We start from the raw sequence: 23,090 nt of genomic DNA on the forward strand, positions 1-23,090 counted from the left end.
GTTATTTCCAGGCCGGCTTGGGCATCAGTTGCGCGGTGGCGCGGTCTTTCGGCCACACCACTTCGAAGTCGCCGCCCTGCCACTGCGACACGGTGCCGGGAATCGACGCGTTCTCGCTGCCCTCGAAGCGGATCGGCCCGAGGATGGTCTTGAACTCGTTCTTCGCGATCTGCTCGCGCAGCGCCTTGCGATCGAGGCCCACTTTCTCCACCGCCTGCTGCAGGATCTGCAGGCCGGCCCACGCGTGGCCGCTGGCCCAGCGGTCGGGCTCCTTGCCGAACTTCTTGGTGTGCGCATCGAAATAGGCCTTGGCCTCGGGGCTGGTCTTGCCGTTCCACGAACCCATGCCGATCACGCCCTCGGTGTTGGCGGCCATCACGTTCTTGTAGAGCTGGAAGGCGGTGCCCACCGAGGCGTAGAAGTACTTCGGGTTGAAGCCCACCTCGCGCGCCTGCCGGCTTGCGAGGATGGTGTCCGGCGGGTAGGTGATGCCGATGAAGGCGTCGGGGTTCAGGTCCTTCATGGTGCGCAGCACGGGCGCGAGGTCTTTCACGCCCAGCGGGTAGCTCTTGCGGTCGAGCACCTGGATCTGCGTCTTCTTCAGCGCGTTGTTCAGCGCCGCGAAGTTCTCCAGCCCGAACAGGTCGTCCATGTAGACGATGGTGATGGTCTTCACGTTCTGCGCCACCAGCATGTCGACCAGCGCACCCATCATCTTGTCGGGCTGCTGCAGCAGCGAGAAGAAGAAGGGCAGGCGCATGTCGATGAGCTTGCGCGACAGGGCGGTGGGCGCCAGCAGCGGGTAGCCGAAGCGGTTGGCCAGTGGCGCGACCGCGAAGTTGGCGCCCGATCCCCAGGGCGGCAGCACGAGGTCGACCTTGTCGCTGCCCATGAGCTTTTCAAACGTGCGCACGCAGGTCTCGGTCTCGCTGCGGTCGTCGTAACCGATGAGCTCGATGGGGCGCTTGGCACCCTTCACCGACAGGCCGCCCGCGGCGTTGACCTGCTCGGCCCACAGCAGGTAGTTGGGTTCCTGGCTCACCTGCGCACCCGCGGCCCAGGGGCCGGTGCGGGCGATGGCGTAGCCGATGCGAACGGGCGCGCTTTGCGCGAACAGCTGCGGCGCGACGGCGGCCGCGCCCAGCGCGGTGGCCGTGCCCTGGATCCAGTGGCGGCGGGTGGGGTGAAGCATGGAGGTCTCCTTCCGGGCGTCGGTATGCGCCCGCTGACCGGGATCGTAGAAACGCACGCCCTTTGCCGCTGTGCCCGCCGCGCACAAAGCACTTGACGCAGCGTGCAGGCGCCTAGTGGTTAACCCGCAAAGGCGAGGGCTTTGCGGGCACTCCACAATGCGCGGCATCCTGCTGCCGTGTTGCAATCTTTCGTCTTCACTGCTTTCGCCCCATGACCGCGTCCCTGCTCCTGTCCACCGACGCCATCCCGCCGAAGGAACGCGGGCCGCTGTGGTGCGAGTGGGTGTGGCGCCACTTCGGCGGCCTCGGCTCCGACCTGTACGGCGACAGCGATTTCGACGGCCACCTCGCGTCCTCGCACGCGGGCGACGTGATCCTCACGCGGCTCGAAGCGAACCGGCATCGCGTCTTGCGCACCCCGCAGATGGCGCGCCTGAGCGATGCGCCCTACCTGAAGATCGTCGCGCCCTGGCAGGGCTCGGCCGAGGTCACGCAGCGCGGGCGCGCGGCGGCGGTGCGTGCGGGCGGCTGGACGCTGTACGACACCACGCTCGACTACACCGTGGCCAACCCCGAGCGCAGCGACCACCTCATCGTGATGCTGCCCAAAGACCAGATCGCCTCGCCCGCGCTGCCGCTGGGCGACCTCGTGGCGCGGCGCATCGGCGGCGACAGCGGCATCTCGCGCGTGGCGCTGGAGACCATGCGCAACACCTACCTGGAGCTGCCCCACATGAGCGAGGCCGCCGCGCGCGGCGCGGGCGAGCTGCTGATCCAGCTGGTGCGCCTGTCGCTCATGGAACTCGCGGGCCGCAGCACCGCCCAGACCCAGCGCGAGGCGCTGAAAGACCGCATCCACCGCCACGTGGCGCAGAACCTGCGCGACCCGGCGCTGTCGATCGACGGTATGGCGCTGGCCCTGCGTTGCAGCAAGCGCCTGCTGCACCAGGCCTTCGCGGGCGACGACGACACGCTCACCGGCTACATCCAGCACCAGCGGCTGGCGGCCAGCATCCGCGACCTGATCGATCCCGCGAACGCCGCGCGCTCGATCACCGACATCGCGCTGGGCGCGGGCTTCGGCAACCTCTCGCACTTCAGCCGCGTGTTCCGCGCGCACACGGGCGGCAGCCCGAGCGAGTTCAGGCGGCAGGCGACGCTGCCGCGCTGACGATGCGCGCGTGCGCGATGTGCGCCGCGCCGGCCGGCTGCAGGCCGTTGCGCCCGGTCGGGTCGTAGCGCGCCAGTGCTGCGTGGCCGTCGATGTCTTCGAGTAGATCGAGCCCGGTGCCGCGCAGCAGCGCCGCCAGCGTCTTCGGATCGAAGCCCGACAGGAACTCTTCGCCGACCGAGGCCACGTCGCTGCGCAGCTTCTGGAAGGCCTCGGTGCCGGAGGGGCCTGCGTGCAACGTGGCCTCGTCGATGTAGGTGAAGACCAGTTCGCTGCCGGGCGCCGCGCAGGTGGCGATGTCGCGCAGCGCGGCAAGGTTGGCCTCGCGCGTCAGGTACACCGTCACGCCGAGCCATGAGAAGAAGGTCGGTTGCGCGGCGTTGAAGGGCGAACGCGCGAGCGCCGCGCCGAGGCTCTCGGCCGACAGGTCCGCTTCGACGAAATGCACCGATGCGGACGGTGCCACGCCGCAGGCCGCGAGGCGCTGGCGCTTCAGCGGCTGCGTGGCCGGGTGGTCGACCTCGTAGATGTCCAGGCCCTGCGCCCACTCGGGGATGCGGCACACGAAGCTGTCGAAGCCGGCGCCGATCAGCACGTACTGGGCGACGCCGCGCGCGACCGCGTCCTTCAACGCGTCTTCTGTGTAGCGCGAACGCAGGATCACGTCGGGGTAGGCGGCGTTGGCGCGCATCGCGTCGTCGAGCGCTGTGTCGGGTGAGTCCGTCGAGGTGGCGTCGCGCCGTGCCAGCGCGCGTTCCAGGAACGCGACGCGAACGCTGTCGGGCACCAGGCGCTCGCCCCACGGGTCGTCCAGCAGCGGCGCAGGCGCGCTGCGCGCATGGATGGCGCGCATGAGCGCGGTGGCGAGGGCGGTGCGGCTGGCTTGCGAAGAAGGATTCAAGGGCGGGGCTCCAGTGGTGCGAGGGCGCGAAGTTTCAACCCGCACGAGGCGTCTGTACAGCATGCGTTCCGTTCACGGGCCACGGTGCACGTACGGCACGCCGTGCGCTGCTTGCAGAGTTGCCATGAATGCTTAAGCAGCGCTTGTGTCGAAGCTGGCGTCAAACTTAAATCTTCTCGGTTAACTGGTTTCGCGGCAGGCGTTCTCGGCTCAAAAAAAAGATGCCCTAACGCATGCGAAGCCTCGGGAGCGACGCTTCCCGCTGGTATGGTCGTGCGCGCAATTCAGCTCCACGCCACCACGCCCGTTGTCGACGCATTGGGTACTTGCTTCACATGCCCCTTCGTCACGACCGCATCTTTCCGCGCTACGCGTTCTACTGTGTGCTGGCCGGCCTGGCCGCGATCTATGTCTTCTGCGCCATGGTGTTGGTGCCGGCCAAGATCTACATCCTTCCGTACCTCATCACGCCGGACTTCGTGCGCTACAAGGGCGCCTTCTTCGTGCTGGTGCTGGCGATCCCGGCCGCGATCTACCTGATCTGCTGGAAGGGCAGCGACTTCTTCGCGTGGCTGCGCACCCCGCAGGTGCTGACGCTGACCGCGCACGGCCTGCAGCTGGGCACGCAGACCGTCGCCTTCGCCGATGTGACGCGGCTGCGCCATCGCCACAACCGCAACCACCTGCTGCTCACCACCCGCGACGGCCGCACGCTGCGCCTGCGGCTCGACCTGTGGGACGACCCGTATGCGCTCGTCGCCGAAGTGGAAGAGGCCGTCGGCGAGGTGCTGCGCCACGACGTGGAGCGGCGCCTGCATGCGGGCGACACTGTGCCCTTCGGCGCGCTGGCGCTCAATGCGGAAGGGCTGGTGCACAAGGGCCAGCTCATCGCGTGGTCGAGCATCGACACGATCCGCACGCAGTCCGATGCCGAAGCGATGGACGTCGATGAGCACCTGCTCATCGTCGCCAACGGCAAGACCCGCAAGATCGATCGCTCGAAGATCGACAACGAACCGGTGCTGATGGTGTGCCTCATGCAGCGCCTGCCGTCGGCCTGAGCCTTCTTCTTTTTCTTTCTTCAATCTCCAAAGTACAGCGACTCCAAAATGGAAATCTACAGCTCCGCCAGCCAACAGGAAAAAACCCGCCAGGACCGCCCCGTCTTCTACTCCCGCACGCGGCTGATCGCCGGTGCCACGCTCTGGGTGGTGGTCGCGGTCGTGCTCGCCGTGCTGTGCATCCGCGCGCAGGACAAGAACATCGGCATCCTCATCGCGGCGGGCTTCGGCCTGCTGGCCGCGTGGCTGGCCGTCAAGTGCATCCGTACGCTGGCCAACATCGCAACGCCTGCCTTCGTCATCGGCCGCCAGGGCCTGACCTTCGAGAACGGCTTGCTGCTGCCGTGGCACAACATCGTCGAGAACACCTGGGTCAACCAGGACTACATGGGCATTCCCATCGGCAAGCAGATCCAGATCAAGACCGACCTGCCCAAGCCGAAGGCCCGCGTGCTGCGCCGCGCGACCGCACTGGAGATTTCGGGCGACGAGTACCTCGCCCTGTGCGACGCCTACGCGGCGTGACGGGCAACAACCGCGCGTTTGAGCCGCCAGGCGCCTGCTGGTAGGCTGGCGGGCCGCCATCCTCCGGGCTCGCTGTCGCGGGCCCCACGCGCATGAACGCCTCTCACCGCCGGCCGGTTCCGCTGAACAAGGCCTACCGTCTCCTGAACCACGGCCCGACCGTCCTCGTGAGCGCTGCGCACGACGGCCGGCGCAACATCATGGCCGCGGCCTGGGCCATGCCGCTGGACTTCGATCCGCCCAAGGTGGCCGTGGTGCTCGACAAGAGCACCTGGACGCGCGTGCTGCTCGAAGGCGCGGGCACCTTTGCACTGCAGGTGCCCACGCGCGCGCAGCTCGACCTGACCGAGGCCCTGGGCAACAGCTCGGGCCGCGAGATCGCCGAGCGCGACGGCAGCGACAAGTTCGCCGCCTACGGCCTCTCGACCTTCGCGGGCGACGCCACCGGCACGCCGCTGCTCGAAGGCTGCGCGGCCTGGCTCGAATGCCGGCTGCTGCCCGAGCCGCCGATCCAGCAGCGCTACGACCTGTTCCTGGGCGAGGTGATCGCGGCGCAGGCCGATGCGCGCGTGTTCTCGGAAGGCCGCTGGCATTTCGAGGGCCACGACGAACTGCGCACGCTGCACCACGTGGCGGGCGGGCACTTCATCGTCGACGGCGAGGCGGTCGATGCGAAGACGCTGCCGCGGTTGACACCGTAGCCTGCATGCCGGACCTGAACCAGATCATCACCGTCGTCGGCTACAGCCTCATGGGCCTGCTGGTGGCCATGATGGGCTCGCTGGGCCTGGCGGCGTTGTGGACCTGGCGCGGCTGGCCCGGCGCCGACCGCCTGACCGGCCTGGCCGCGCGGCTGGCGATCCTCACGTGGATGGTGGGTGGCGTGATGCTGGTCGTCGGCGGGCTGGCGATGGCCGGTCTGGCGACCTGGGTCATCTTCTGGGCGGCCAAGCCGCTGCCGTCCACGCTGCTCGGTATCGCGGGCTACGTGGCGTCGCGGGCCGTGCTCGTGGTCATGGCGGTGCTGCTGGTGCGCAAGGGCGGGCTGGTCCTCGCCAGCTGGTGGGGCGCGCGCGGCGAGGGCACCGGGACGACGGCAGACAAGCCGTAGCCGCTCACGCTGCGGCCTGGTGCGGCACCTCGAGCGGGAGCGCGCCGAGCCAGTGCGACAGCGGCGCCAGCACCACCTCGCCGGCACCGTCGGCATCCCGCACCGGAAACACCAGGTCGCGCAGCACCGCGTACTCGCGCAGCCGCGCAGGGCCGATCGGGTCGCCCGGCGTCAGGCCGGCGGAGGGGTGGCACATGAGCACGTCGCCCGTCTCGCTCGCCGCGATCCACGCGGTGAGGCGCTGCTGGTGGTCCTGCATGTCGCCCTCGAAGTCGTACACGCCGAGCAGGCGGCGGCTGGTGGGAATGCCGTGGCGGTGGGCCAGCGCCGACAGGCCCGCGGCGCCCAGCGCATGGATGAGGCCGGCCTTCAGCCGCTCGGCGCCCCGGCCCGGGCCCGGCGCCGTGTGGCGCAGCCAGGGCGGCGACGCGCCGTAGCGCCGCACGATCTCTTCCACCAGCAGCTCGCGCACCATCGGCAGCTGGTGCACGTGGCGGTGCCCGTCGACGAAGGCGGGGGCGCGGCCCATCGCGTCCTCGAAGCGGCTGAACTGGTCGCGGATGTCGGCGCGCAGCCCCGGGGCGAAGGCGGTCCGCGTCCAGGTGCGCGCCACCAAGCCGGTGAGGGCCGGCTCGGGGCCGCCGGAGACTTCGGGCCGCGTGAGGTCCAGGTGCAGGCCGGCGTCGAAGGTGCCAGCGTCCAGGCGCCGCAGCGCCCGTGCGCCGGCCAGCCAGGCGCGGCGGCGCACCATGCCGCTGGTGGCGCAGACGATGCCGCGCTCGACCAGGTCGATGACGGCCGTGTTCACGCCGGCGCTCAGGCCGAAGTCGTCGGCGCAGATGCACAGGCTGCGGGACGAGGCGGTGGGGGTGTGCATGTCGTCAGTCATTGGCGCTGGCCGGGGCCGCCGGCGGGAGGTCGAGGCACCGCGCATCGCCCGTTGCGCTGCCCGCGAAGCGCCAGGCCGCGACGGCCGGGGTGAAGGCGACGAGCCGGGCCTGCGCGAGCCACGGATGGGCGAGTTGCGCGTTGCTCGGGCCCACCAGCCAGGTGGTGCGCGGCGTGCACAGGGCGGCGGCCAGCTGCGTGCGCTCGACCAGCAGGTCAGCGGCGCGCGCGGGGTCGAAGCGGGCCGCGTCCGCGATCTCCTTGCGCCAGTTGTCGCGCGTGTCGGTGGCGGCGGCTTTCCAGTCGTCCGCGATCCGCACCGGCGTGCGCAGCTTCCAGTAGAACGGGATCTCGTAGAGGTAGCTGTCGAGCATCAGCACCTGGTCGCCGGCCGCCACGGCCTGGCCCTCGGGCAGCCGCAGCCGCGTGCCCGGCGGCCGTGCGTAGAGCGCCAGGCCGGCCACGCAGGCAATGCACACGAGGGCCGACGCCAGGGCCGTCGCGCGGACCTTGGGCAGCAGCGTGTCGGGCACGCGGCCCGCGAGCACGCGCTGCGCGATCAGGCAGGCCAGCGGCGGCAAGGCCGGCAGCACGTAGCCGACCAGCTTGGAGCGCGGCAGCGAGAAGAAGCCCACGATGACCACGAGCCAGATCCACATGAGCCAGTCGATCTCCGAGAAGCGCGGGCGCGGCGCCGCCGCGTCGTGGCCGCGCGGCACCAGGGCCCAGGCGAACCACGGCAGCGTGAGGGCCGCCAGCACCGGCAGGTAGAACCACACGCCATGCTCGTTGTTGAAGCCCGAGGACGCGAAGCGCCGGAAGTGCTGGGTGATCACGAAGTAGTCGAAGAACCCGGGGTACTTCATCTGCATCGCGACGAACCACGGGCCGGCCACCGCGAGCAGGATCGCCCAGCCCGGCAGCCACACGGCCAGGCGCAGCACGACGGCCTTGCGCGTCACCGCGCACCAGGCCAGCAGCACCAGCGTGGGCAGCAGCAGGCCGATGAGCCCCTTGGCCAGCAGCCCCGCCGCCGCCAGCAGGTAGGCGCCCGCCAGCAGGCCGCGCCACGGTTCCTCGCGCTCGCGCGCCAGCACGGCGCCAGCGCCGAACAGCACGGTGCCCGAGATGCAGCCGGCCACCAGCATGTCCAGGTTGGCGAACTGCGCGCCCAGGAAGAAGAAGGGCGTGGTGACGAGCACCACGGTGGACAGCAGCGCCAGCCGCACCGTCGACCAGCGGCGCAGGAACAGGAACAGCGCCGAGGCCGCGATGCCCGCGCCCAGCACGGACGGCAACCGCGCGGCCCATTCCACCGGCCCGGCCACCGCCATCGCGGCGGCGCCGATCCAGTAGAACAGCGGCGGCTTGTGGAAGAAGGGCAGGCCGTCCAGCCGCGGCACCAGCCAGTCGCCGGAGTGCAGCATGCCCAGCGCGATGCCGACGTAGCGGCCTTCGTCGGGCGCCATCAGCGGCCGGGCCCAGGCCGTGATGAGCAGCCAGGCGAAGATGCCCGCGATGAGCCACAGCGGCTGCGGCGCGGTCCACCAGGTGTGCGGGGTGGTGGTGGTGGTGGTGGTGGTGGTGGTGGTGGTGGTGGTGGTGGTGGGCCGCGTCATGGCTGCCCGGCCCCGAGGCCGGTTCCGCGCTCCTGGCGCACCACGTACAGCGGCCGGCCCTTGGCCTCCTCGTAGATGCGCGCGATGTACTCGCCGACGATGCCGGTCGAGATCATCTGGATGCCGATGAAGAACATCAGGCTCACCACGATGGTGGTCCAGCCGGAGACGGCGTTGCCGAACAGCAGGTGGTCGATGGCCACGAAGATGCCGTACGACAGCGCCGGCACCGCGAACAGCAGGCCGACCACGCTCACCATGCGCAGCGGCCAGGTGGTGAAGGCGGTGAGCCCGTCGATCGCCAGGCTCACGAGCCGCCGCGCGTTGAAGCTGCTGGCGCCCTGCGCACGCGGGGCCGGCGTGTAGGGCAGCGCCACGGCGCGGAACCCGACCCAGGCGTACAGGCCCTTCATGAATCGGCTGCGCTCGGGCAGGCTCTTCAGCGCGTCGACCACCTTGCGGTCCATCAGGCGGAAGTCGCCCGCGTCCTTGGGCACCGAGAAGCGGTCCGAGTCGTTCATGAGCCGGTAGAACAGCCGGCTGCCGAGCTGCTTGAAGCGGCTCTCGTCGTGGCGCGCCGCGCGCACCGCGTAGACCACCTCGGCGCCGGCGCGCCACTGCGCGAGCATGTCGTGGATGAGCTCGGGCGCGTGCTGCAGGTCGCCGTCGAGCAGCACCACCGCATCGCCGCCGGCGGCGGCCAGGCCCGCGGTGAGCGCGGCCTCCTTGCCGAAGTTGCGCGACAGCGAGATGCAGCGAAAGCCCGACAGGTCGCACCAGGCCTCGGCCACGGCGGCGGTGTCGTCGGTGCTGCCGTCGTCGACCACGATGATTTCCCAGTGCATCCGCGTGGCCCACAGCACGTCTTCGAGCAGCGGCAGCAGGTGGCGCAGGTTGGCGCCCTCGTTGAAGCAGGGAATCACGCACGAGAGGCTGTGCGCGCCGGGCGGCGGCGTGTCGGGGTCGACGGTCCGCGGCGAGGGGGCGGCCGTGGCCGTGGCGTCGGTGTCCGGGCGCAGGGTCGAGGCGGTGGTCATGAGGGTCTCCAGGCGGAAGCCGTGGCACGGGTGGCGGCGCGCGCGGCCGCGCGGTGGGCCAGCCACTGCGCGGTGCCCAGCGCACCGACGAGCGCGGCGGCCAGCAGCAGGCCGGCCGCGATGTCGAACGGGAAATGAACCCCGGCGTAGACCCGGCCCCAGCCCGTCGCGGCAGCCAGCAGGAACAGCGGCACGCCGATGGCGCGCAGGCCGGTGCGCGCCAGGAAGGCCAGCGCGACCGTGAACATCACGCTGGCGTGCGTGCTCGGCAGCGAGCCGTTGACCGCGTGCGTGATGTAGGCCGGCACCAGCCCCTGCGCGAAGGGGCGCGGCACGTTCAGCCGCAGCGCGACGGCGTGCGACAGCATCGAGGCCAGCCCGGCCAGCAGCCCGACCGCGACCAGGTAGGCGCGCTCGTCGGGCCGGCGCCACAGCATCGCAAGCGCGACGGCGGCGCACAGCCAGCTGCCGCCGAGCGCCAGCGTGCGGGCGCACATCAGCACCCATGGCGTGGGCTGCGCGCCGGCGGCGAGCCATTGCAGCAGGGCGAGGTTCAGCGCGTGCATGGTGGCACCTCGCTCGGCACACGGGCAACGTTGGACGCAGGGCGATGCGTGCACGAAGAGAAAGCGGACATGGTCGGACCTTTCGACAAAGACGAGGGTGCGCCGGCCGCGCGCAGGGCGCAGCACAGCCGCTCGGCGCGCGAGGCGCCGCTTCTCAGGTCGCGAAAGGTGGGGCGGCGGGGGGAGGCAGGCGCCGCCAGGGGGAGGACGGCGGCGGCGCGCCGGCATGCCGCGGCACGGGCTCGGGCACCGTGCGCCCGGCAGGGCCGGCATGCCGCATCAGCACCACGGCCAGCGGCAGCAGCGCCAGCAACAGGGCCAGCAGCGTGTCCAGCCCCATGTTCAATGTGTCGGGCAGATGAATGCCCGCGGGGCCCTGGGCGAACACCGTGGTCTCGCGGTCGAACGGGTGGTCCGCGCGGTCGTCCGCTTCGAACTGCGTCGTCTCGCCGACGCCGCGCAGCCGCAGCATCGGTTCGTCCTCGAGCCCGTCGCAGTTGAAATGCACCGCGATGAAGGGCTGCAGCAGGCTCAGCAGCAGGGCCGCGAACCACCATGCCCGGCGATGGGCATGAGCGAGACGGCGGATGCGTGCGAGCAACATGCGCGAATGCTAGGAGCCCCGCATGAACAGAACCTGATCGTGCAGGTCAGCGTCCCGCAAGGTAGCGGGCGGTGCGCGGAAGGGGCAGGGCAGGCCGGCGCTACCGGGCCGGCGTCACGCTCACAGCAGGAACGGAATGAAGCGCCGCGTGCCGCGCATGTAGTCGCGGTAGTCGTCGCCGAAATGCGCGAGGCATTCCTTTTCGTCGCGCAGCGCCGTCAGGAAGAGAAACAGCGTGGCCAGCAGCACCAGCGCCAGCGTGAGCCAGGTGAACTGCTTGAGGAAGGCGCCCCAGGCCAGCAGCATCAGCGCCGTGTACATCGGGTGGCGGATGTAGCGGAAGGCGCCGGTGGTCACGAGCGCCGAGGTCTTTTCAAAACCGTACAGGGCCGGGTCGTCGTTGCGCGCCTCGCTCGGCTTGCCCTGCGCCTTGAGCAGCCGCACCGCGTGGATCGGCAGCCAGATCGACAGCGCCAGCAGCACGCACGAAAGCAGCTGCGTGAACGAGAGCGGATCGACATGCCACACCGGCAGGTTCAGCACGATCAGCACCAGCATGCATTCCCACGCGAAGAAGCGGTAGAAGCCGTGCGAGCCGGGCTGGCTCAGCGGCCCGCGCGACACGTACAGCAGCGCGGCCGTGCCGGCGACGAAAAGGAAAAGCTGGAACCAGAGGAGCATGGCGGCCGAATTTACACGGCCCGCAAGACTCAGCCGGAGATCGAAAACCCGCCGTCGACCGGGATGGCGGTGCCGGTCACGTAGTCGGAGGCGGCGCTGGCCAGGAACACGGCGGTGCCTGCGATGTCCGAGGGCTGACCCCAGCGGCCGGCGGCGGCGCGCGTCTTCACGCGTTCGTACAGGCCCGGGATCTGGGTGCGCGCACCGTCGGTCAGCTCGGTCTCGAACCAGCCCGGCAGGATGGCGTTGACCTGGATCTGGTCGGCCGCCCACGAGAGCGCGGTCGACTTGGTGAGCTGCACGATGCCGGCCTTGCTCGCGGCGTAGGCCGGCGCGTAGGGCGCGCCGAAGATCGACATCATCGAGCCGATGTTGATGATCTTGCCGCCGCCTGCCTTCTTGAGGTGCGGGTGCGCGGCGCGGCTGCACAGGAAGGCGCTGGTGAGGTTGGTGTCCATCACCTGGTGCCACTCGGCCAGCGCGAGCTGGTCGACGGGCTTGCGCACCGTGGTGCCGGCGTTGTTGACGAGGATGTCGAGCCGGCCGCAGCGCGCGGCGACCTCGTCGAAGGCCTTCTGCACCGAGGCTTCGTCGGTCACGTCGAGCGCGAGCGCGAAGCTGTCGCTGCCCAATGCCTTCAGCGATTCGACCGCGGCGGCCGACTTCTGCGCATTGCGTGCCGCGATGATGACGCGGGCGCCGGCTTTGGCGAGGCCCTGCGCCATGCCGAGGCCGATGCCGCCGTTGCCGCCGGTGACGAGCGCGACTTTTCCTGTGAGATCGAACATCAGGTGGAGCTTTGGGTGGTGGGTTTCTTGGAGACGAGCGTCAGGATATCGTAGCTCGCGACCAGTTCGCCCAGCTGGTTGGTCACCTCCACGTCCCAGGCCACCACGCCCTGGCCCTGGCCGCTCGCGTCCTTCTTGTTGCGGTCGATCTTGCGCTTGCAGGTCAGGCGCGCCTGGATGGTGTCGCCGATGCCCACGGGCTTGACGAAGCGCAGCGTGTCCAGGCCGTAGTTGGCCAGCACCGGGCCGGGCGAGGGCGACACGAACAGGCCCGCGGCCGCCGACAGCACGAAGTAGCCGTGCGCGATGCGCTTGCCGAAGGGCGAGGCCTTGGCCGCCTCTTCGTCGAAGTGCATGTAGAAGTAGTCGCCCGAGATGCCGCCGAAGGCGACGATGTCGGCCTCGCCCACCGTGCGGCGGTGCGTGAGCAGCGAGTCGCCGATGCGCAGCTCCTCGAAGTAGCGGCGGAAGGGATGCACCTCGCTCTCGCGCAGCGCGGCGCCGCGCACGTGCTCGCCGGTCACGGCCGCGAGCATGGTGGGCGAGCCCTGCAGCGCGGCGCGCTGCAGGTAGTGCTTCACGGCGCGCAGGCCGCCGAGCTCTTCGCCGCCGCCCGCGCGGCCCGGGCCGCCGTGCTTCAGCGGCGGCAGCGGCGATCCGTGGCCGGTCGATTCGGCGGCGGCCTCGCGGTCGAGCACCAGCAGGCGGCCGTGCCAGGCGGCAGCCACCGGGATGGCCTTGGCCGCAATGGCCGGGTCGCGCGTGACCAGCGTGCCCACGAGGCTGCCCTTGCCGCGCGCGGCCAGCGCCAGCGCTTCGTCGATGCCGTCGTAGGGCATGAGCGTGCTGACGGGGCCGAAGGCCTCGACGTCGTGCGCCGCATCGTGTTCGAGCGGCTTGCGGCTCAAGAGCAGCGTGGGCGCGAAGAACGCGCCTTCGCTCACGCCGTCGCCCACCGGCGCGAAGCCGTCGCGTTCGCCGTACACCAGCTCCGCGCCCTGCAGCAGCGTGGCGACGCGCTCGGCCACGTCGGCCTGCTGGTCGCGCGAGGCGAGGGCGCCCATGCGCACGTCTTCGCGCGACGGGTCGCCGATGACGGTCTTGGCCAGTCGTGCGCGCAGCTTCTCGGCCACGGCGTCGAGGTGCTGACGCGGCACGATCGCGCGGCGGATGGCGGTGCACTTCTGGCCGGCCTTGATGGTCATTTCGCGCGCCACTTCCTTCACGAAGAGGTCGAACTCCTCGTCGTCGGGCGTCACGTCGGGCGCGAGGATCGCGCAGTTCAGCGAGTCGGCTTCGGCGTTGAACGGGATCGACTGGCGCACCAGGTTCGCGTTCACGCGCAGCTTGGCGGCCGTGTCGGCCGAGCCGGTGAAGGTGACGACGTCGGGGCCTTCGAGGCGGTCGAGCAGGTCGCCCGTGCTGCCGATCACGAGCTGCAGGCTGCCCTCGGGCAGGATGCCCGACTGCACGATGAGCTTCATCAGCGCCTCGGTGAGGTAGCTGGTGGCCGTGGCCGGCTTGCCGATGCAGGGCATGCCCGCCAGGAAGCTGGGCGCGAATTTTTCGAGCAGGCCCCACACCGGGAAGTTGAAGGCGTTGATGTGCACCGCCACGCCGCCGCGCGGCACCAGGATGTGCGTGCCCGCGAAACCGCCCTTCTTGCCCAGCGGGAAGGCCGGGCCTTCGTGCACGAGGTTGCCCGAGGGCAGCTCGTTGGTGCCGATGCTGGCGTAGGCGCTCAGCGTGCCGGCGCCGCCCTCGATGTCGATCCAGCCGTCGGCGCGCGTGGCGCCGGTGTGGGCCGACACGGCATACAGCGCTTCCTTGTTCGCGGCCAGGTACTTGGCCAGCGCCTTCAGGCGCTCGGCGCGCTGCTGGAAGTCGAGCTTCATGAGCGCGGGAATGCCGACGCGGCGCGCATGCGCCAGCGCCTCGGCGAAGTCGATGGCCTCGGCGTGCGTGCTCGCCACGGCCTGGCCGTTGACGGCGCTGCGCAGCGATTGGGCGGCTTCCTGGCCGATCCAGCGGCCGGCGATGTAGCTTTGAAGGGTGGTCATGGCGCGTGTCCTTTGAAGAGGGAAGGCGCAGCGGCGCGGTGCGCGCGCTGCGCGGGGGTCATTTCTTGTTGCCGATGCCCAGGTAGGTATCGATGATTCGCTGGTCGTGCAGCAGATCGCCGGCATTGCCTTCGAGCGCCACGGCGCCCATTTCGAGCACGTAGGCGCGGTCGGCCACCTGCAGCGCGGCGCGGGCGTTCTGTTCCACCAGCAGCACCGACACGCCGTGCTTGCGCAGCTGCGACACCACGCGCAGCACCTCGCGCACCACCAGCGGGGCCAGGCCCAGCGAGGGCTCGTCGAGCATCAGCAGGCGCGGGCGCGCCATGAGCGCGCGGCCGATGGCCAGCATCTGGCGCTCGCCGCCCGAGAGCGTGGAGGCCATCTGCGGACGGCGCTCCTTCAGGCGCGGAAAGATCTCGAAGATCTCGTCCATGCGCGCGCGCTGGTCGCGCTGGCCCTTGCGCCACTGGTAGAAGCCGCCGAGCAGCAGGTTGTCTTCGACCGACATCTCGCCGAAGAGCTCGCGCCGCTCGGGCACCAGCGCCACGCCGCGCGCCACCATGGTCTCGACGCCGGGGCGCGCGATGCGCTCGCCGTCGAGCGACAGCTTGCCGGTCGACTGCAGCAGGCCCATGGCCGCGCACAGCAGCGTGGTCTTGCCGGCGCCGTTGGGGCCGATCACGGTGACGATCTCACCTTCGTTCACGTGCAGGCGCACGCTGTGCACCGCCTCGACGGTGCGGTAAGCGACGCAGAAGTCTTCCAGTTGAAGGATCGGGTGGCTCATCGGGCGTCTTCCAGCAGTTCGTCGTCGGCGCCGCCCAGGTAGGCCTCGAGCACGCGCGGGTTGGCCTGCACTTCGGCCGGCGTGCCGGTGGCGATCACGGTGCCGAACTCGAGCACGGTGATGCGGTCGGCGAGGTTCATCACGAACTCCATGTCGTGCTCCACCACGAGGATGCCCAGGCCTTCGGCGCGCAGCTGGCCCAGCAGCTCGGAGAGCGCGCGCTTTTCAAGATGGCGCAGGCCGGCGGCGGGTTCGTCCAGCAGCAGCACCGAGGGCTGGCCGGCGAGCGCGCGTGCGATCTCGACCACGCGCTGCTGCCCCAGCGAGAGCGAGGCGGCCGGTGTGTCGGCGTGCGCGCCCAGGCCGCAGCGCTCGATCTGCTTGCGGGCTTCGGCCATCAGCGCGGCCTCTTCGGCGCGGTCCAACCGCAGCATGGCTGCGAGCCAGCCGCGTTTCGCGCGCAGGTGCGCACCGAGCGCCACGTTCTCGACCACGCTGCGTTGGCCCAGCAGGCGCACGTGCTGGAAGGTGCGTCCCAGGCCGCGCGCCGCGAAGGCGCGCGAGGGGCGGCCCGACATGGCGTCGCCTTCGAGCCGCACTTGGCCCGAACTGGGGTCGTCCACGCCCGAGATCATGTTGAAGAAGGTGCTCTTGCCCGCGCCGTTCGGTCCGATCAGCGCGTGGATTTCGCCGGCCTTCAGCGTCATCGAGATGTCGTTGTTGGCGATGAGGCCGCCGAAGCGCTTGCTGACCGCATCGGCCTGCAGCAGCAGCGTGCCCGCCGCCGGCAGCACGCGCTGCGCGAGCTGCGCCGCCGGTGCGGCTGCGTTGGCGGCGGGTGCCTTGGCCACGGGCCGCACCCAGCGGCTCACGAGCCGCGCCAGCGTGGGCCACAGGCCGTCGGCAAAGCGCTGCAGCACGAACAGCATCAGCAGGCCGAACACCACCACCTCGAAGTTGCCGCTGGTGCCCAGCAGCGCGGGCAGGATGTCCTGCAGCTTCTCCTTCAGCAGCGTGATCAGCGTGGCGCCGAGCACCGCGCCCCACAGGTGGCCCGCGCCGCCGACCACCGCCATGAACAGCATCTCGATGCCGATGTTGAGGTTGAAGGGCGTCGGGTTCACGAAGCGCTGCATGTGCGCGTAGAGCCAGCCCGACACCGCCGCCAGCAGCGCGGCCAGCACGAACAGCTTGATGCGGTGGCGCGCCGTATCGACGCCCATCGACTCGGCCATGAGCCGGCCGCCCTTGAGCGCGCGGATGGCGCGGCCTTCGCGCGAGTCGAGCAGGTTGTGCAGCGCCCACAGCGCCAGCAGCAGCACGGCCCAGATCACCACGCCGAGCGCGCGCGGCGAGGCCAGCGAGACGCCTGCGACCACCAGCGGCGGCACGCCCGTGATGCCGGTCTGGCCGCCCAGGAACTCCATGTTGCCGAGCAGGAAGTACAGGCTCAGGCCCCAGGCGATGGTGCACAGCGGCAGGTAGTGGCCCGACAGCTTGAGCGTGACCGCGCCGAGCGCCCAGGCCAGCGCGAAGGTCAGCACCAGCCCGAGCAGCAGGCCGAGCCACGGCACCAGCGCCGAACCGGCGATGCCGCCGAGCCAGCCCGCGGCCGTGGGCGAGGTGCAGATCCACGCGGTGGCATACGCGCCCATGCCGACGAACGCGGCCTGGCCGAAGGAGGTCATGCCGCCCACGCCGGTCAGCATGACCAGCCCGGCGGCCACCAGCGCATACAGGCCGATGTTGCTCAGCACCGCGACCGTGAAGTCGGGCAGCCAGCCCCAGGCCAGCGCGAGCGCCACGATGCACACCAGCGTGAGCGTGCGCGGCGTGACCAGCGGACGGCCCGCGTGCACGGCGGTGGCGGGCGAAGATGAAGTCGACGGCGCGCTCATTCCTCGTCCTCCACGTGGTGGCTGCGCAGCGAACGCCACCACAGCACCGGAATGATCAACGTGAACACCAGCACTTCCTTGTAGGCGCTGGCCCAGAACGAAGAGAAGGCCTCGAGCAGGCCGACCAGCAGCGCGCCTGCGAGCGCCAGCGGGTAGCTCGCGAGCCCGCCCACGATGGCGGCCACGAAGCCCTTCAGGCCGATGAGAAAACCGGTGTCGTAGTAGACCGTGGTGATCGGTGCGATCAGCAGGCCCGACACCGCGCCGATGAGCGCCGCGAGCGCAAAGCTCAGGTCGCCCGACAGCTCGGTGGGAATGCCCGAGAGCCGCGCGCCCACGCGGTTGATGGCGGTGGCGCGCAGCGCCTTGCCGACCATGGAGCGGCCGAAGAACCAGAACATGGCGATCACCAGCAGCAGCGTGACGCCCACCACCACGAGCGACTGGCCGCTCACGGGGATGCCGCCGATGTCGAAGCGCACGTCCGAGAACGGCGTGGTGCGCGAGCCTTCGGCACCGAAGAAGAACAGGCCCAGGCCGACCAGCACGCCGTGCAGCGCGACCGAGACGATCAGCAGCATCAGCACCGTGGCATCGGCCAGCGGGCGATAGGCCAGGCGATAGAGCAGCGGGCCCAGCGGCGCGATCAGCACCAGCGTGGTCACCGCCTGCATGGTCATCGACGTGGGCTTGAGGCCCAGCACCAGCACCGCGGCGATCGTCGGGAAGGCGACGCACCAGGTGAAGGCCGAGCGCCAGTCGATGGTCGCGCCGCGCTTCCAGCGCCACACCTCCACGACGAGCGCCATGACGCCCAGCGCCACCAGCAGCCACAGCGTGGCCGGCGTGCGCCCGCCCTGCAGCGCCGCCATCGAGAGCGCGCCGAAGGCGACGAACTCGCCCTGCGGGATGAAGATCACGCGCGTGACCGAAAACACCAGCACCAGCGCGAGCGCCATCAGTCCGTAGACCGCGCCGTTCACGATGCCGTCCTGCCCCAGCAACAGGGCAATCTGCAAGTCCATAAAACAACCTTCGGGCGTCGCCCGTGATTCAGATCAGGAACACCGAGGAACCGGCTTTGCCGGGCCTCAGGTGTTGCCCCCAGTAGGGGGTTGGAGAAGCGACACGAAGTGCGCGAAGCCTGGGGGCGAGTTCAGTGCTTCAGGGCTGGAATTTCCAGGCGCCGTTTTCGATCTTCACCATCACGCGCGCGCGCTGGTCCAGGCCCAGGTGATCGGCTGCCGTCATGTTGAACACGCCGTGCGCGCCCGACACGTCCTTGGTCTGCTCGAGCGCATCGCGCAGGGCGGCACGGAACTCGGGCGTGCCCGGCTGGGCCTTCTTCAGCGCGACCGGCACGGCCGAACTCATCAACAAGCCCGCGTCCCAGGCGTGCGCGCCGAAGGTCGAGACCGTGCCCTTGCCGTAGGCAGCCTCATAGGCAGCGACGTAGGCGAGCGCAGACTTCTTCACCGGGTTGCTGGCGGGCAGCTGGTCGGCCACGAGCACGGGGCCGGCCGGCAGGAAGGTGCCGTCCACGTCCTTGCCGCCCACGCGCAGGAAGTCGGCGTTGGCCACGCCGTGCGTCTGGTACATCTTGCCGGTGTAGCCGCGCTCCTTGAGCGTCTTCTGCGGCAGCGCGGCCGGCGTACCGGAGCCGGCGACCAGCACCGCGTCGGGCTTGGCCGACATGAGCTTCAGCGCCTGGCCGGTGACCGAGGTGTCGGAGCGCGCATAGCGTTCGTTGGCCACGATCTTGATCTTCTTCAGGTCGGCGGCTTTGGCGAATTCCTGCGCCCAGCCTTCGCCGTACGCGTCGGAGAAACCGATGAAGCCGACCGTCTTCACGCCGTTGGCGGCCATGTGCTCGGCGATGGCCAGCGACATCATGATGTCGTTCTGCGGCGTCTTGAAGACCCACTTCTTCTTGGCGTCCATCGGCTCGATGATGCGGGCCGAGGCGGCCACCGAGATCATCGGCGTCTGCGCCTCGCTGGCCACGTCGATCATCGCGAGCGAGGCCGGCGTGGTGGTCGAGCCCAGGATCACGTCGACCTTGTTCTCGGCGATCAGCTTGCGCGTGTTGTTCACGGCGGCCGTGGTGTCGGAGGCATCGTCCAGCACGATGTAGTTGATCTTCTGCCCGCCGATCGTCTTGGGCATCAGCGCGATGGTGTTCTTCTCGGGAATGCCGAGCGACGCCGCCGGCCCGGTGGCCGAGATGGTCACGCCGACGTTGACGTCGGCCCAGGCCGAGAGGGCCGTGGCGCACAGGGCGGCGATCAGCAGGGGCTTGAAGAATTTCATGGTTGGTTTGTCTCCGGGTTGAAAGGGGAAGGGCCGAGGAAAAAGCCGTGCGTTCAACGCTCGTCGAAGGACAGCGTGACGCGTTCGGTCAGGGGGTGGGCCTGGCAGGTCAGCACGAATCCCGCGGCCACCTCATTCTTGTCGAGTGCGAAGTTTCTTTCCATGCGGACTTCCCCGTCCACGCACTTCGCGCGGCAGGTGCCGCACACGCCCGAGGTGCACGAGAACGGCACCTCGAGCCCGGCCGCCGACGCCGCATCGAGGATGCTGGGCTGGCCCTCGGTGTAGGTGATCTCGCGCTGCAGGCCGTCGCGCACGATGGTCACGCGCGCTTGCTTGGCGTCGCCCGGCTGCGCCTCGTGCACCACCGCGCCGACCTGGCTGGCCGAGGGCAGCGCGACGCCGAAGCGCTCGATGTGGATGCGGTCCTCGGGCACGCCCGCGGCGAGCAGCGCGGCCTCGGCCTCGTCGTTCATCTGGAACGGGCCGCACACGTACACGTGGTCGATCTGCGCGGCGGGCACGACCGAGGCCAGGAACTCGCCGATCTTCTCGCGGTTCATCACGCCGAAGCCCAGCGGCGAATCGGTGTGCTCGTCGGAGAACACGTGCTGCAGCACGAGGCGCGTCATGTAGCGGTTCTTCAGGTCCTCGATCTCTTCCTTGAACATCGTGGACTGCAGCTGGCGGTTGCCGTAGATCAGCGTGAAGCGGCTCTTGGGCTCGCGCGCCAGCACGGTCTTCATGATCGACAGGATCGGCGTGATGCCGCTGCCGCCGGCGATGCCCACGTGGTGGCGCGCGGCCTCGGGCTCGATGGGCACGAAGAAGCGGCCTTGCGGCGCCATCACCTGCAGGCTGTCGCCGGGTTGCAGGTGGGCGTTGATCCAGTTGGAGAACACGCCGCCGCGCACCTTGCGCACGCCGACGCGCAGCTCGCCGTCGTCGAGGCCGGCGCAGATCGAATAGGAACGGCGCAGGTCCTGGCCGTCGATGTCATGGCGCAGCGTGAGGTACTGGCCCTGCGTGAAGCCGAAGACTTCGCGCAGCGCGGGTGGCACCTCGAACGAGACGATGACGGCCTCGTGCGTGTCGGGCTCGATGGCCTTCACGCGCAGGGGATGGAAGAGGGTGCTCATCGTGGGCGTGCCTCAGATAGGCTTGAAATGTTCGAAAGGTTCGCGGCAGGCCATGCAGCGGTACAGGGCCTTGCACGCCGTGGAGCCGAAGGCCGACAGCCGCTCGGTGCGCTCGCTCGCGCAGCGCGGGCAGGCGATGCGCTCGCCGGCCATGCGGCCGAACAGCTTGATCGGCACGGCGGTGTTGGAGGCCTGCTCGGGCGTGAGGTGCGCGGGCGGCGCGATGCCGTAGGCCTTGAGCTTGTCGCGGCCTTCGTCGCTGATCCAGTCGCTGGTCCAGGCGGGTGCGCGGCGCAGCGTGGCGCGCGCACGGCCCAGGCCGGCGTTCTGGATGGCGGCCAGCACGTCGTGCTCGATGGCTTCGGTCGCGGGGCAGCCGGAGTAGGTCGGCGTGAGCACGATCTCCAGGCCGTCGTCGTGTTCGATCACCTCGCGCACGATGCCCAGGTCGCAGACCGACACGGCCGGCACCTCGGGGTCGGGCACGGTGTGCAGCACGGCCCACGCCGCATCGACACGCGACGCCAGTGCGTTCATTGCTGCACCCTTCGGCCTGCGGCCTGTCCCGCCAGGCGGGAGCGAGCTTGCTTGGGGCGGCCCGGCGCGGCGCTCATCACCACACGCCTCCGGGGAAGCTGCGCTGCAGGTGCTGCATCTCGGCCAGGATGTAGCCCATGTGCTCGCTGTGCACGCCGTGCTTGCCGGTGCTGCGGAAGGCGGCTTCCTTCGGCATGGCGAGGCCGGCCGCGTCGAGCACCTGCTGCATCTCGGCCAGCCACGGTTCGCGCAGTTCGCTCCAGGCCGGGCCGAGGCCGCTGGCGCTGGCCTGCGCGTCGACGTCGTCGCTGTCGAACAGCTCGGGCACGTAGAGCCACAGCTGCTTGAGCGCCTTCTCGGTGCGGCGGCGCGATTCGTCGGTGCCGTCGCCCAGGCGCACGACCCAGTCGGCCGAGTGCTGCTGGTGGTAGCGCGCTTCCTTCAGCGCCTTGCCGGCGATGGCGGCCACCTCGGCGTCGCTTGATGCGGCCAGGCGTTGCCACAGCAGCTTGAGCAGCGTGGCGACCATGGTGTTGCGCAGCACGGCAAAGGCGAAGTCGCCGCGCGGCAGCTCGACCAGCGTGAGGTTGAAGTAGTCGCGCTCGTCGCGCAGGTAGGCGAGCTGGTCTTCGTCATGCGCGCGGCCGGCGCCTTCGAGCTGGCCGGCGTGCGTGAGCACCGCGCGGGCCTGGCCGACGAGGTCGAGCGCGATGTTGGCCATCGCGATGTCTTCTTCGAGCACCGGTGCGTGGCCGCACCATTCGCCCAGGCGCTGCGCGAGCACCAGGCAGGTGTCGCCGATGCGCAGCAGGTAGTGCACGGCGGGCGTGCGGTTCAGTTCGATCGAGGCTTGCATGGCGTGCCGTTCCTGGCTCACATGTGGTCCACGGACTTGGGCAGTGCGTAGAAGGTGGGGTGGCGGTACACCTTGTCTTCGGCCGGGTCGAAGAACATGTCCTTGTCGCCCGGGTCGCTGGCCACGATCTGGTCGGAGCGCACCACCCAGATGCTGCTGCCTTCCTGGCGGCGCGTGTAGACGTCGCGCGCCATCTGGATCGCCATCTTCGGGTCGGCCGCGTGCAGGCTGCCGCAGTGCTTGTGGTCCAGGCCGGCCTTGCTGCGCACGAACACTTCCCACAGGGGCCACTCTTGCTTCACTTCGGTGCTCATGCTGCTTCCTTCATCGGTTGTTTGTTGGCGTGGGCCATCGCGGCTTCGCGCACCCAGGCGCCGTCGTCCCAGGCGTCCACGCGGGCCTGCAGGCGTTCGCGGTTGCAGGGGCCGTCGCCGGCGATCACGCGCCAGAACTCGCTCCAGTCGATGACACCGAAGTCGTGCGCCTGGCGTTCTTCGTTCCACTTGAGGTCGGGGTCGGGCAGCGTCACGCCGAGGATCGCGGCCTGCTCGACGGTGGCGTCGATGAACTTCTGGCGCAGCTCGTCGTTGCTGAAGCGCTTGATGCCCCAGCGCATCGACTGCGCCGAGTTGGGCGACTGGTCGTCCGGCGGGCCGAACATCATGATCGAGGGCCACCACCAGCGGTTGACTGCGTCCTGCACCATGGCCTTTTGCGCGTCGGTGCCGTGGGTCATCATGGTCAGCAGCGACTCGTAGCCCTGGCGCTGGTGAAAGCTCTCTTCGCGGCAGATGCGGATCATGGCGCGCGCATACGGTGCGTACGAGCAGCGGCAGATCGGCACCTGGTTCATGATGGCCGCGCCGTCGACCAGCCAGCCGATGGTGCCCATGTCGGCCCAGCTGAGCGTGGGGTAGTTGAAGATCGAGCTGTACTTGGCCTTGCCCGTGTGCAGCGCGTCGAACATCTGGTCGCGCGAGGTGCCCAGCGTTTCGGCGGCGGCGTACAGGTACAGGCCGTGGCCGCCTTCGTCCTGCACCTTGGCCAGCAGGATGGCCTTGCGCTTGAGCGTGGGCGCGCGGCTGATCCAGTTGCCCTCGGGCAGCATGCCGACGATTTCGGAGTGCGCGTGCTGGCTGATCTGGCGCACCAGCGTCTTGCGGTAGTGCTCGGGCATCCAGTCTTTCGCCTCGATGAAGTCGCCCGCGTCGATGCGCGCGTCGAAGCGTTCCTCGAGACGCAGCTCGTCGGCGGAGCGCACGGCCTTCTGCTTGCCGTCGCCTGCGTCCTTGCCCATCGTGTCCATGGCCTGGGTGTACATGTGCGTGTCCTTTCGGTGCGGTGTGTGGGGCGCG

24 protein-coding genes are annotated in these 23,090 nt (G+C 69.9%); 5 read left to right on the forward strand and 19 right to left on the reverse strand.

Annotated elements, in window-relative coordinates; genetic code table 11:
• Position 1 precedes the first annotated feature (1 nt).
• Positions 2-1,192 carry an amino acid ABC transporter substrate-binding protein gene (locus ACAM42_RS07500; RefSeq protein WP_095949421.1) on the reverse strand — a complete coding sequence of 397 codons (1,191 nt, stop codon included), beginning with the start codon at positions 1,190-1,192 and terminating at the stop codon, positions 2-4.
• Between the two features lie 212 nt (positions 1,193-1,404).
• Between ACAM42_RS07500 and ACAM42_RS07505 the strand changes: the two genes are divergently transcribed.
• A complete protein-coding gene (locus ACAM42_RS07505) occupies positions 1,405-2,364 on the forward strand; it encodes a helix-turn-helix domain-containing protein (RefSeq protein ID WP_139700034.1) in 960 nt (319 codons plus the stop codon).
• On the opposite strand, the gene ACAM42_RS07510 is transcribed toward ACAM42_RS07505, so the two are convergent.
• Positions 2,336-3,265, reverse strand: a complete 930-nt coding sequence (locus tag ACAM42_RS07510) for a class I SAM-dependent methyltransferase (RefSeq protein ID WP_369631615.1) — start codon at positions 3,263-3,265, stop codon at positions 2,336-2,338. The genes ACAM42_RS07505 and ACAM42_RS07510 overlap by 29 nt on opposite strands.
• Positions 3,266-3,600: 335 nt before the next feature.
• On the opposite strand from ACAM42_RS07510, the gene ACAM42_RS07515 reads away from it, so the two are divergent.
• From ACAM42_RS07515 to ACAM42_RS07530, 4 genes are all read left to right on the forward strand, one after another.
• Positions 3,601-4,326, forward strand: a complete 726-nt coding sequence (locus ACAM42_RS07515; RefSeq protein ID WP_369631616.1) for a hypothetical protein — start codon at positions 3,601-3,603, stop codon at positions 4,324-4,326.
• 48 nt (positions 4,327-4,374) lie between these two features.
• The gene (locus ACAM42_RS07520) at positions 4,375-4,851 is read left to right on the forward strand and encodes a hypothetical protein (protein WP_062478668.1); all 477 of its coding nucleotides are present in this window, start codon (positions 4,375-4,377) and stop codon (positions 4,849-4,851) included.
• 92 nt (positions 4,852-4,943) lie between these two features.
• Positions 4,944-5,552: a flavin reductase family protein gene (locus ACAM42_RS07525; protein ID WP_369631617.1), complete on the forward strand. Its 609-nt coding sequence runs from the start codon at positions 4,944-4,946 to the stop codon at positions 5,550-5,552.
• Between the two features lie 5 nt (positions 5,553-5,557).
• On the forward strand, positions 5,558-5,962 hold the full coding sequence (locus ACAM42_RS07530) for a hypothetical protein (RefSeq protein WP_369631618.1): 405 nt from the start codon (positions 5,558-5,560) through the stop codon (positions 5,960-5,962).
• A gap of 4 nt (positions 5,963-5,966) precedes the next feature.
• Here ACAM42_RS07530 and ACAM42_RS07535 read toward each other — a convergent pair whose 3' ends face one another.
• The 17 genes from ACAM42_RS07535 to paaA all read right to left on the reverse strand — a co-directional run bounded on the left by ACAM42_RS07535 (position 5,967) and on the right by paaA (position 23,056).
• Positions 5,967-6,839: a ChbG/HpnK family deacetylase gene (locus tag ACAM42_RS07535; RefSeq protein WP_369631619.1), complete on the reverse strand. Its 873-nt coding sequence runs from the start codon at positions 6,837-6,839 to the stop codon at positions 5,967-5,969.
• 4 nt (positions 6,840-6,843) lie between these two features.
• Entirely contained in the window at positions 6,844-8,469 is a 1,626-nt protein-coding gene (locus ACAM42_RS07540; protein WP_369631620.1) for an ArnT family glycosyltransferase, read from the reverse strand.
• Complete coding sequence (locus ACAM42_RS07545) at positions 8,466-9,506, reverse strand: glycosyltransferase family 2 protein (RefSeq protein ID WP_369631621.1); 1,041 nt, start codon at positions 9,504-9,506, stop codon at positions 8,466-8,468. Before ACAM42_RS07545 ends, ACAM42_RS07540 begins: the two co-directional genes overlap by 4 nt.
• Positions 9,503-10,072 (reverse strand): phosphatase PAP2 family protein, encoded by a 570-nt coding sequence (locus ACAM42_RS07550; protein WP_369631622.1) that lies wholly within the window; start codon positions 10,070-10,072, stop codon positions 9,503-9,505. The genes ACAM42_RS07545 and ACAM42_RS07550 overlap by 4 nt, the downstream gene beginning before the upstream one ends.
• Positions 10,073-10,226: 154 nt before the next feature.
• On the reverse strand, positions 10,227-10,676 hold the full coding sequence (locus ACAM42_RS07555) for a hypothetical protein (RefSeq protein WP_369631623.1): 450 nt from the start codon (positions 10,674-10,676) through the stop codon (positions 10,227-10,229).
• A 120-nt stretch (positions 10,677-10,796) separates the two neighbouring features.
• Entirely contained in the window at positions 10,797-11,357 is a 561-nt protein-coding gene (locus ACAM42_RS07560) for an isoprenylcysteine carboxylmethyltransferase family protein (RefSeq protein ID WP_369631624.1), read from the reverse strand.
• Between the two features lie 29 nt (positions 11,358-11,386).
• Positions 11,387-12,145 (reverse strand): SDR family NAD(P)-dependent oxidoreductase, encoded by a 759-nt coding sequence (locus tag ACAM42_RS07565; protein ID WP_369631625.1) that lies wholly within the window; start codon positions 12,143-12,145, stop codon positions 11,387-11,389.
• The gene (gene paaZ / locus ACAM42_RS07570; protein WP_369631626.1) at positions 12,145-14,205 is read right to left on the reverse strand and encodes a phenylacetic acid degradation bifunctional protein PaaZ; all 2,061 of its coding nucleotides are present in this window, start codon (positions 14,203-14,205) and stop codon (positions 12,145-12,147) included. The genes ACAM42_RS07565 and paaZ overlap by 1 nt, the downstream gene beginning before the upstream one ends.
• 58 nt (positions 14,206-14,263) lie before the next feature.
• Positions 14,264-14,995 carry an ABC transporter ATP-binding protein gene (locus ACAM42_RS07575; RefSeq protein WP_062478652.1) on the reverse strand — a complete coding sequence of 244 codons (732 nt, stop codon included), beginning with the start codon at positions 14,993-14,995 and terminating at the stop codon, positions 14,264-14,266.
• Positions 14,992-16,893, reverse strand: coding sequence for an ATP-binding cassette domain-containing protein (locus ACAM42_RS07580; RefSeq protein WP_369631627.1), 1,902 nt, complete (start codon positions 16,891-16,893; stop codon positions 14,992-14,994). The genes ACAM42_RS07575 and ACAM42_RS07580 overlap by 4 nt, the downstream gene beginning before the upstream one ends.
• Entirely contained in the window at positions 16,890-17,918 is a 1,029-nt protein-coding gene (locus ACAM42_RS07585) for a branched-chain amino acid ABC transporter permease (protein WP_369631628.1), read from the reverse strand. Before ACAM42_RS07585 ends, ACAM42_RS07580 begins: the two co-directional genes overlap by 4 nt.
• Before the next feature lie 139 nt (positions 17,919-18,057).
• Complete coding sequence (locus ACAM42_RS07590) at positions 18,058-19,203, reverse strand: ABC transporter substrate-binding protein (protein ID WP_062478646.1); 1,146 nt, start codon at positions 19,201-19,203, stop codon at positions 18,058-18,060.
• Between the two features lie 53 nt (positions 19,204-19,256).
• Positions 19,257-20,342: a 1,2-phenylacetyl-CoA epoxidase subunit PaaE gene (gene paaE / locus ACAM42_RS07595; protein ID WP_062478643.1), complete on the reverse strand. Its 1,086-nt coding sequence runs from the start codon at positions 20,340-20,342 to the stop codon at positions 19,257-19,259.
• Positions 20,343-20,354: 12 nt separating this feature from the next.
• Complete coding sequence (paaD, locus tag ACAM42_RS07600) at positions 20,355-20,879, reverse strand: 1,2-phenylacetyl-CoA epoxidase subunit PaaD (RefSeq protein WP_369631629.1); 525 nt, start codon at positions 20,877-20,879, stop codon at positions 20,355-20,357.
• Between the two features lie 76 nt (positions 20,880-20,955).
• The gene (paaC, locus tag ACAM42_RS07605; RefSeq protein WP_095949436.1) at positions 20,956-21,735 is read right to left on the reverse strand and encodes a 1,2-phenylacetyl-CoA epoxidase subunit PaaC; all 780 of its coding nucleotides are present in this window, start codon (positions 21,733-21,735) and stop codon (positions 20,956-20,958) included.
• Between the two features lie 17 nt (positions 21,736-21,752).
• The gene (gene paaB, locus ACAM42_RS07610; RefSeq protein WP_062478634.1) at positions 21,753-22,049 is read right to left on the reverse strand and encodes a 1,2-phenylacetyl-CoA epoxidase subunit PaaB; all 297 of its coding nucleotides are present in this window, start codon (positions 22,047-22,049) and stop codon (positions 21,753-21,755) included.
• The gene (gene paaA, locus ACAM42_RS07615; protein WP_369631630.1) at positions 22,046-23,056 is read right to left on the reverse strand and encodes a 1,2-phenylacetyl-CoA epoxidase subunit PaaA; all 1,011 of its coding nucleotides are present in this window, start codon (positions 23,054-23,056) and stop codon (positions 22,046-22,048) included. The genes paaB and paaA overlap by 4 nt, the downstream gene beginning before the upstream one ends.
• Positions 23,057-23,090 lie beyond the last annotated feature (34 nt).

Source organism: Variovorax sp. V35 (assembly GCF_041154465.1).
Lineage (GTDB): Bacteria > Pseudomonadota > Gammaproteobacteria > Burkholderiales > Burkholderiaceae_C > Variovorax > Variovorax boronicumulans.

Excerpts from the sequence above, each read along its gene's own strand:
- ACAM42_RS07520 (WP_062478668.1), top strand. The coding sequence starts at position 4,375 with ATGGAAATCTACAGCTCCGCCAGCCAACAGGAAAAAACCCGCCAGGAC.
- ACAM42_RS07565 (WP_369631625.1), bottom strand. The coding sequence starts at position 12,145 with ATGTTCGATCTCACAGGAAAAGTCGCGCTCGTCACCGGCGGCAACGGC.
- ACAM42_RS07580 (WP_369631627.1), bottom strand. The coding sequence starts at position 16,893 with ATGAGCGCGCCGTCGACTTCATCTTCGCCCGCCACCGCCGTGCACGCG.
- ACAM42_RS07560 (WP_369631624.1), bottom strand. The coding sequence starts at position 11,357 with ATGCTCCTCTGGTTCCAGCTTTTCCTTTTCGTCGCCGGCACGGCCGCG.
- ACAM42_RS07530 (WP_369631618.1), top strand. The coding sequence starts at position 5,558 with ATGCCGGACCTGAACCAGATCATCACCGTCGTCGGCTACAGCCTCATG.
- ACAM42_RS07525 (WP_369631617.1), top strand. The coding sequence starts at position 4,944 with ATGAACGCCTCTCACCGCCGGCCGGTTCCGCTGAACAAGGCCTACCGT.
- paaZ (WP_369631626.1), bottom strand. The coding sequence starts at position 14,205 with ATGACCACCCTTCAAAGCTACATCGCCGGCCGCTGGATCGGCCAGGAA.
- ACAM42_RS07590 (WP_062478646.1), bottom strand. The coding sequence starts at position 19,203 with ATGAAATTCTTCAAGCCCCTGCTGATCGCCGCCCTGTGCGCCACGGCC.
- ACAM42_RS07550 (WP_369631622.1), bottom strand. The coding sequence starts at position 10,072 with ATGCACGCGCTGAACCTCGCCCTGCTGCAATGGCTCGCCGCCGGCGCG.
- ACAM42_RS07555 (WP_369631623.1), bottom strand. The coding sequence starts at position 10,676 with ATGTTGCTCGCACGCATCCGCCGTCTCGCTCATGCCCATCGCCGGGCA.
- paaE (WP_062478643.1), bottom strand. The coding sequence starts at position 20,342 with ATGAGCACCCTCTTCCATCCCCTGCGCGTGAAGGCCATCGAGCCCGAC.
- ACAM42_RS07535 (WP_369631619.1), bottom strand. The coding sequence starts at position 6,839 with ATGCACACCCCCACCGCCTCGTCCCGCAGCCTGTGCATCTGCGCCGAC.
- ACAM42_RS07505 (WP_139700034.1), top strand. The coding sequence starts at position 1,405 with ATGACCGCGTCCCTGCTCCTGTCCACCGACGCCATCCCGCCGAAGGAA.
- ACAM42_RS07540 (WP_369631620.1), bottom strand. The coding sequence starts at position 8,469 with ATGACGCGGCCCACCACCACCACCACCACCACCACCACCACCACCACC.
- ACAM42_RS07515 (WP_369631616.1), top strand. The coding sequence starts at position 3,601 with ATGCCCCTTCGTCACGACCGCATCTTTCCGCGCTACGCGTTCTACTGT.
- ACAM42_RS07500 (WP_095949421.1), bottom strand. The coding sequence starts at position 1,192 with ATGCTTCACCCCACCCGCCGCCACTGGATCCAGGGCACGGCCACCGCG.
- paaC (WP_095949436.1), bottom strand. The coding sequence starts at position 21,735 with ATGCAAGCCTCGATCGAACTGAACCGCACGCCCGCCGTGCACTACCTG.
- paaA (WP_369631630.1), bottom strand. The coding sequence starts at position 23,056 with ATGTACACCCAGGCCATGGACACGATGGGCAAGGACGCAGGCGACGGC.
- ACAM42_RS07575 (WP_062478652.1), bottom strand. The coding sequence starts at position 14,995 with ATGAGCCACCCGATCCTTCAACTGGAAGACTTCTGCGTCGCTTACCGC.
- paaB (WP_062478634.1), bottom strand. The coding sequence starts at position 22,049 with ATGAGCACCGAAGTGAAGCAAGAGTGGCCCCTGTGGGAAGTGTTCGTG.
- ACAM42_RS07585 (WP_369631628.1), bottom strand. The coding sequence starts at position 17,918 with ATGGACTTGCAGATTGCCCTGTTGCTGGGGCAGGACGGCATCGTGAAC.
- paaD (WP_369631629.1), bottom strand. The coding sequence starts at position 20,879 with ATGAACGCACTGGCGTCGCGTGTCGATGCGGCGTGGGCCGTGCTGCAC.
- ACAM42_RS07545 (WP_369631621.1), bottom strand. The coding sequence starts at position 9,506 with ATGACCACCGCCTCGACCCTGCGCCCGGACACCGACGCCACGGCCACG.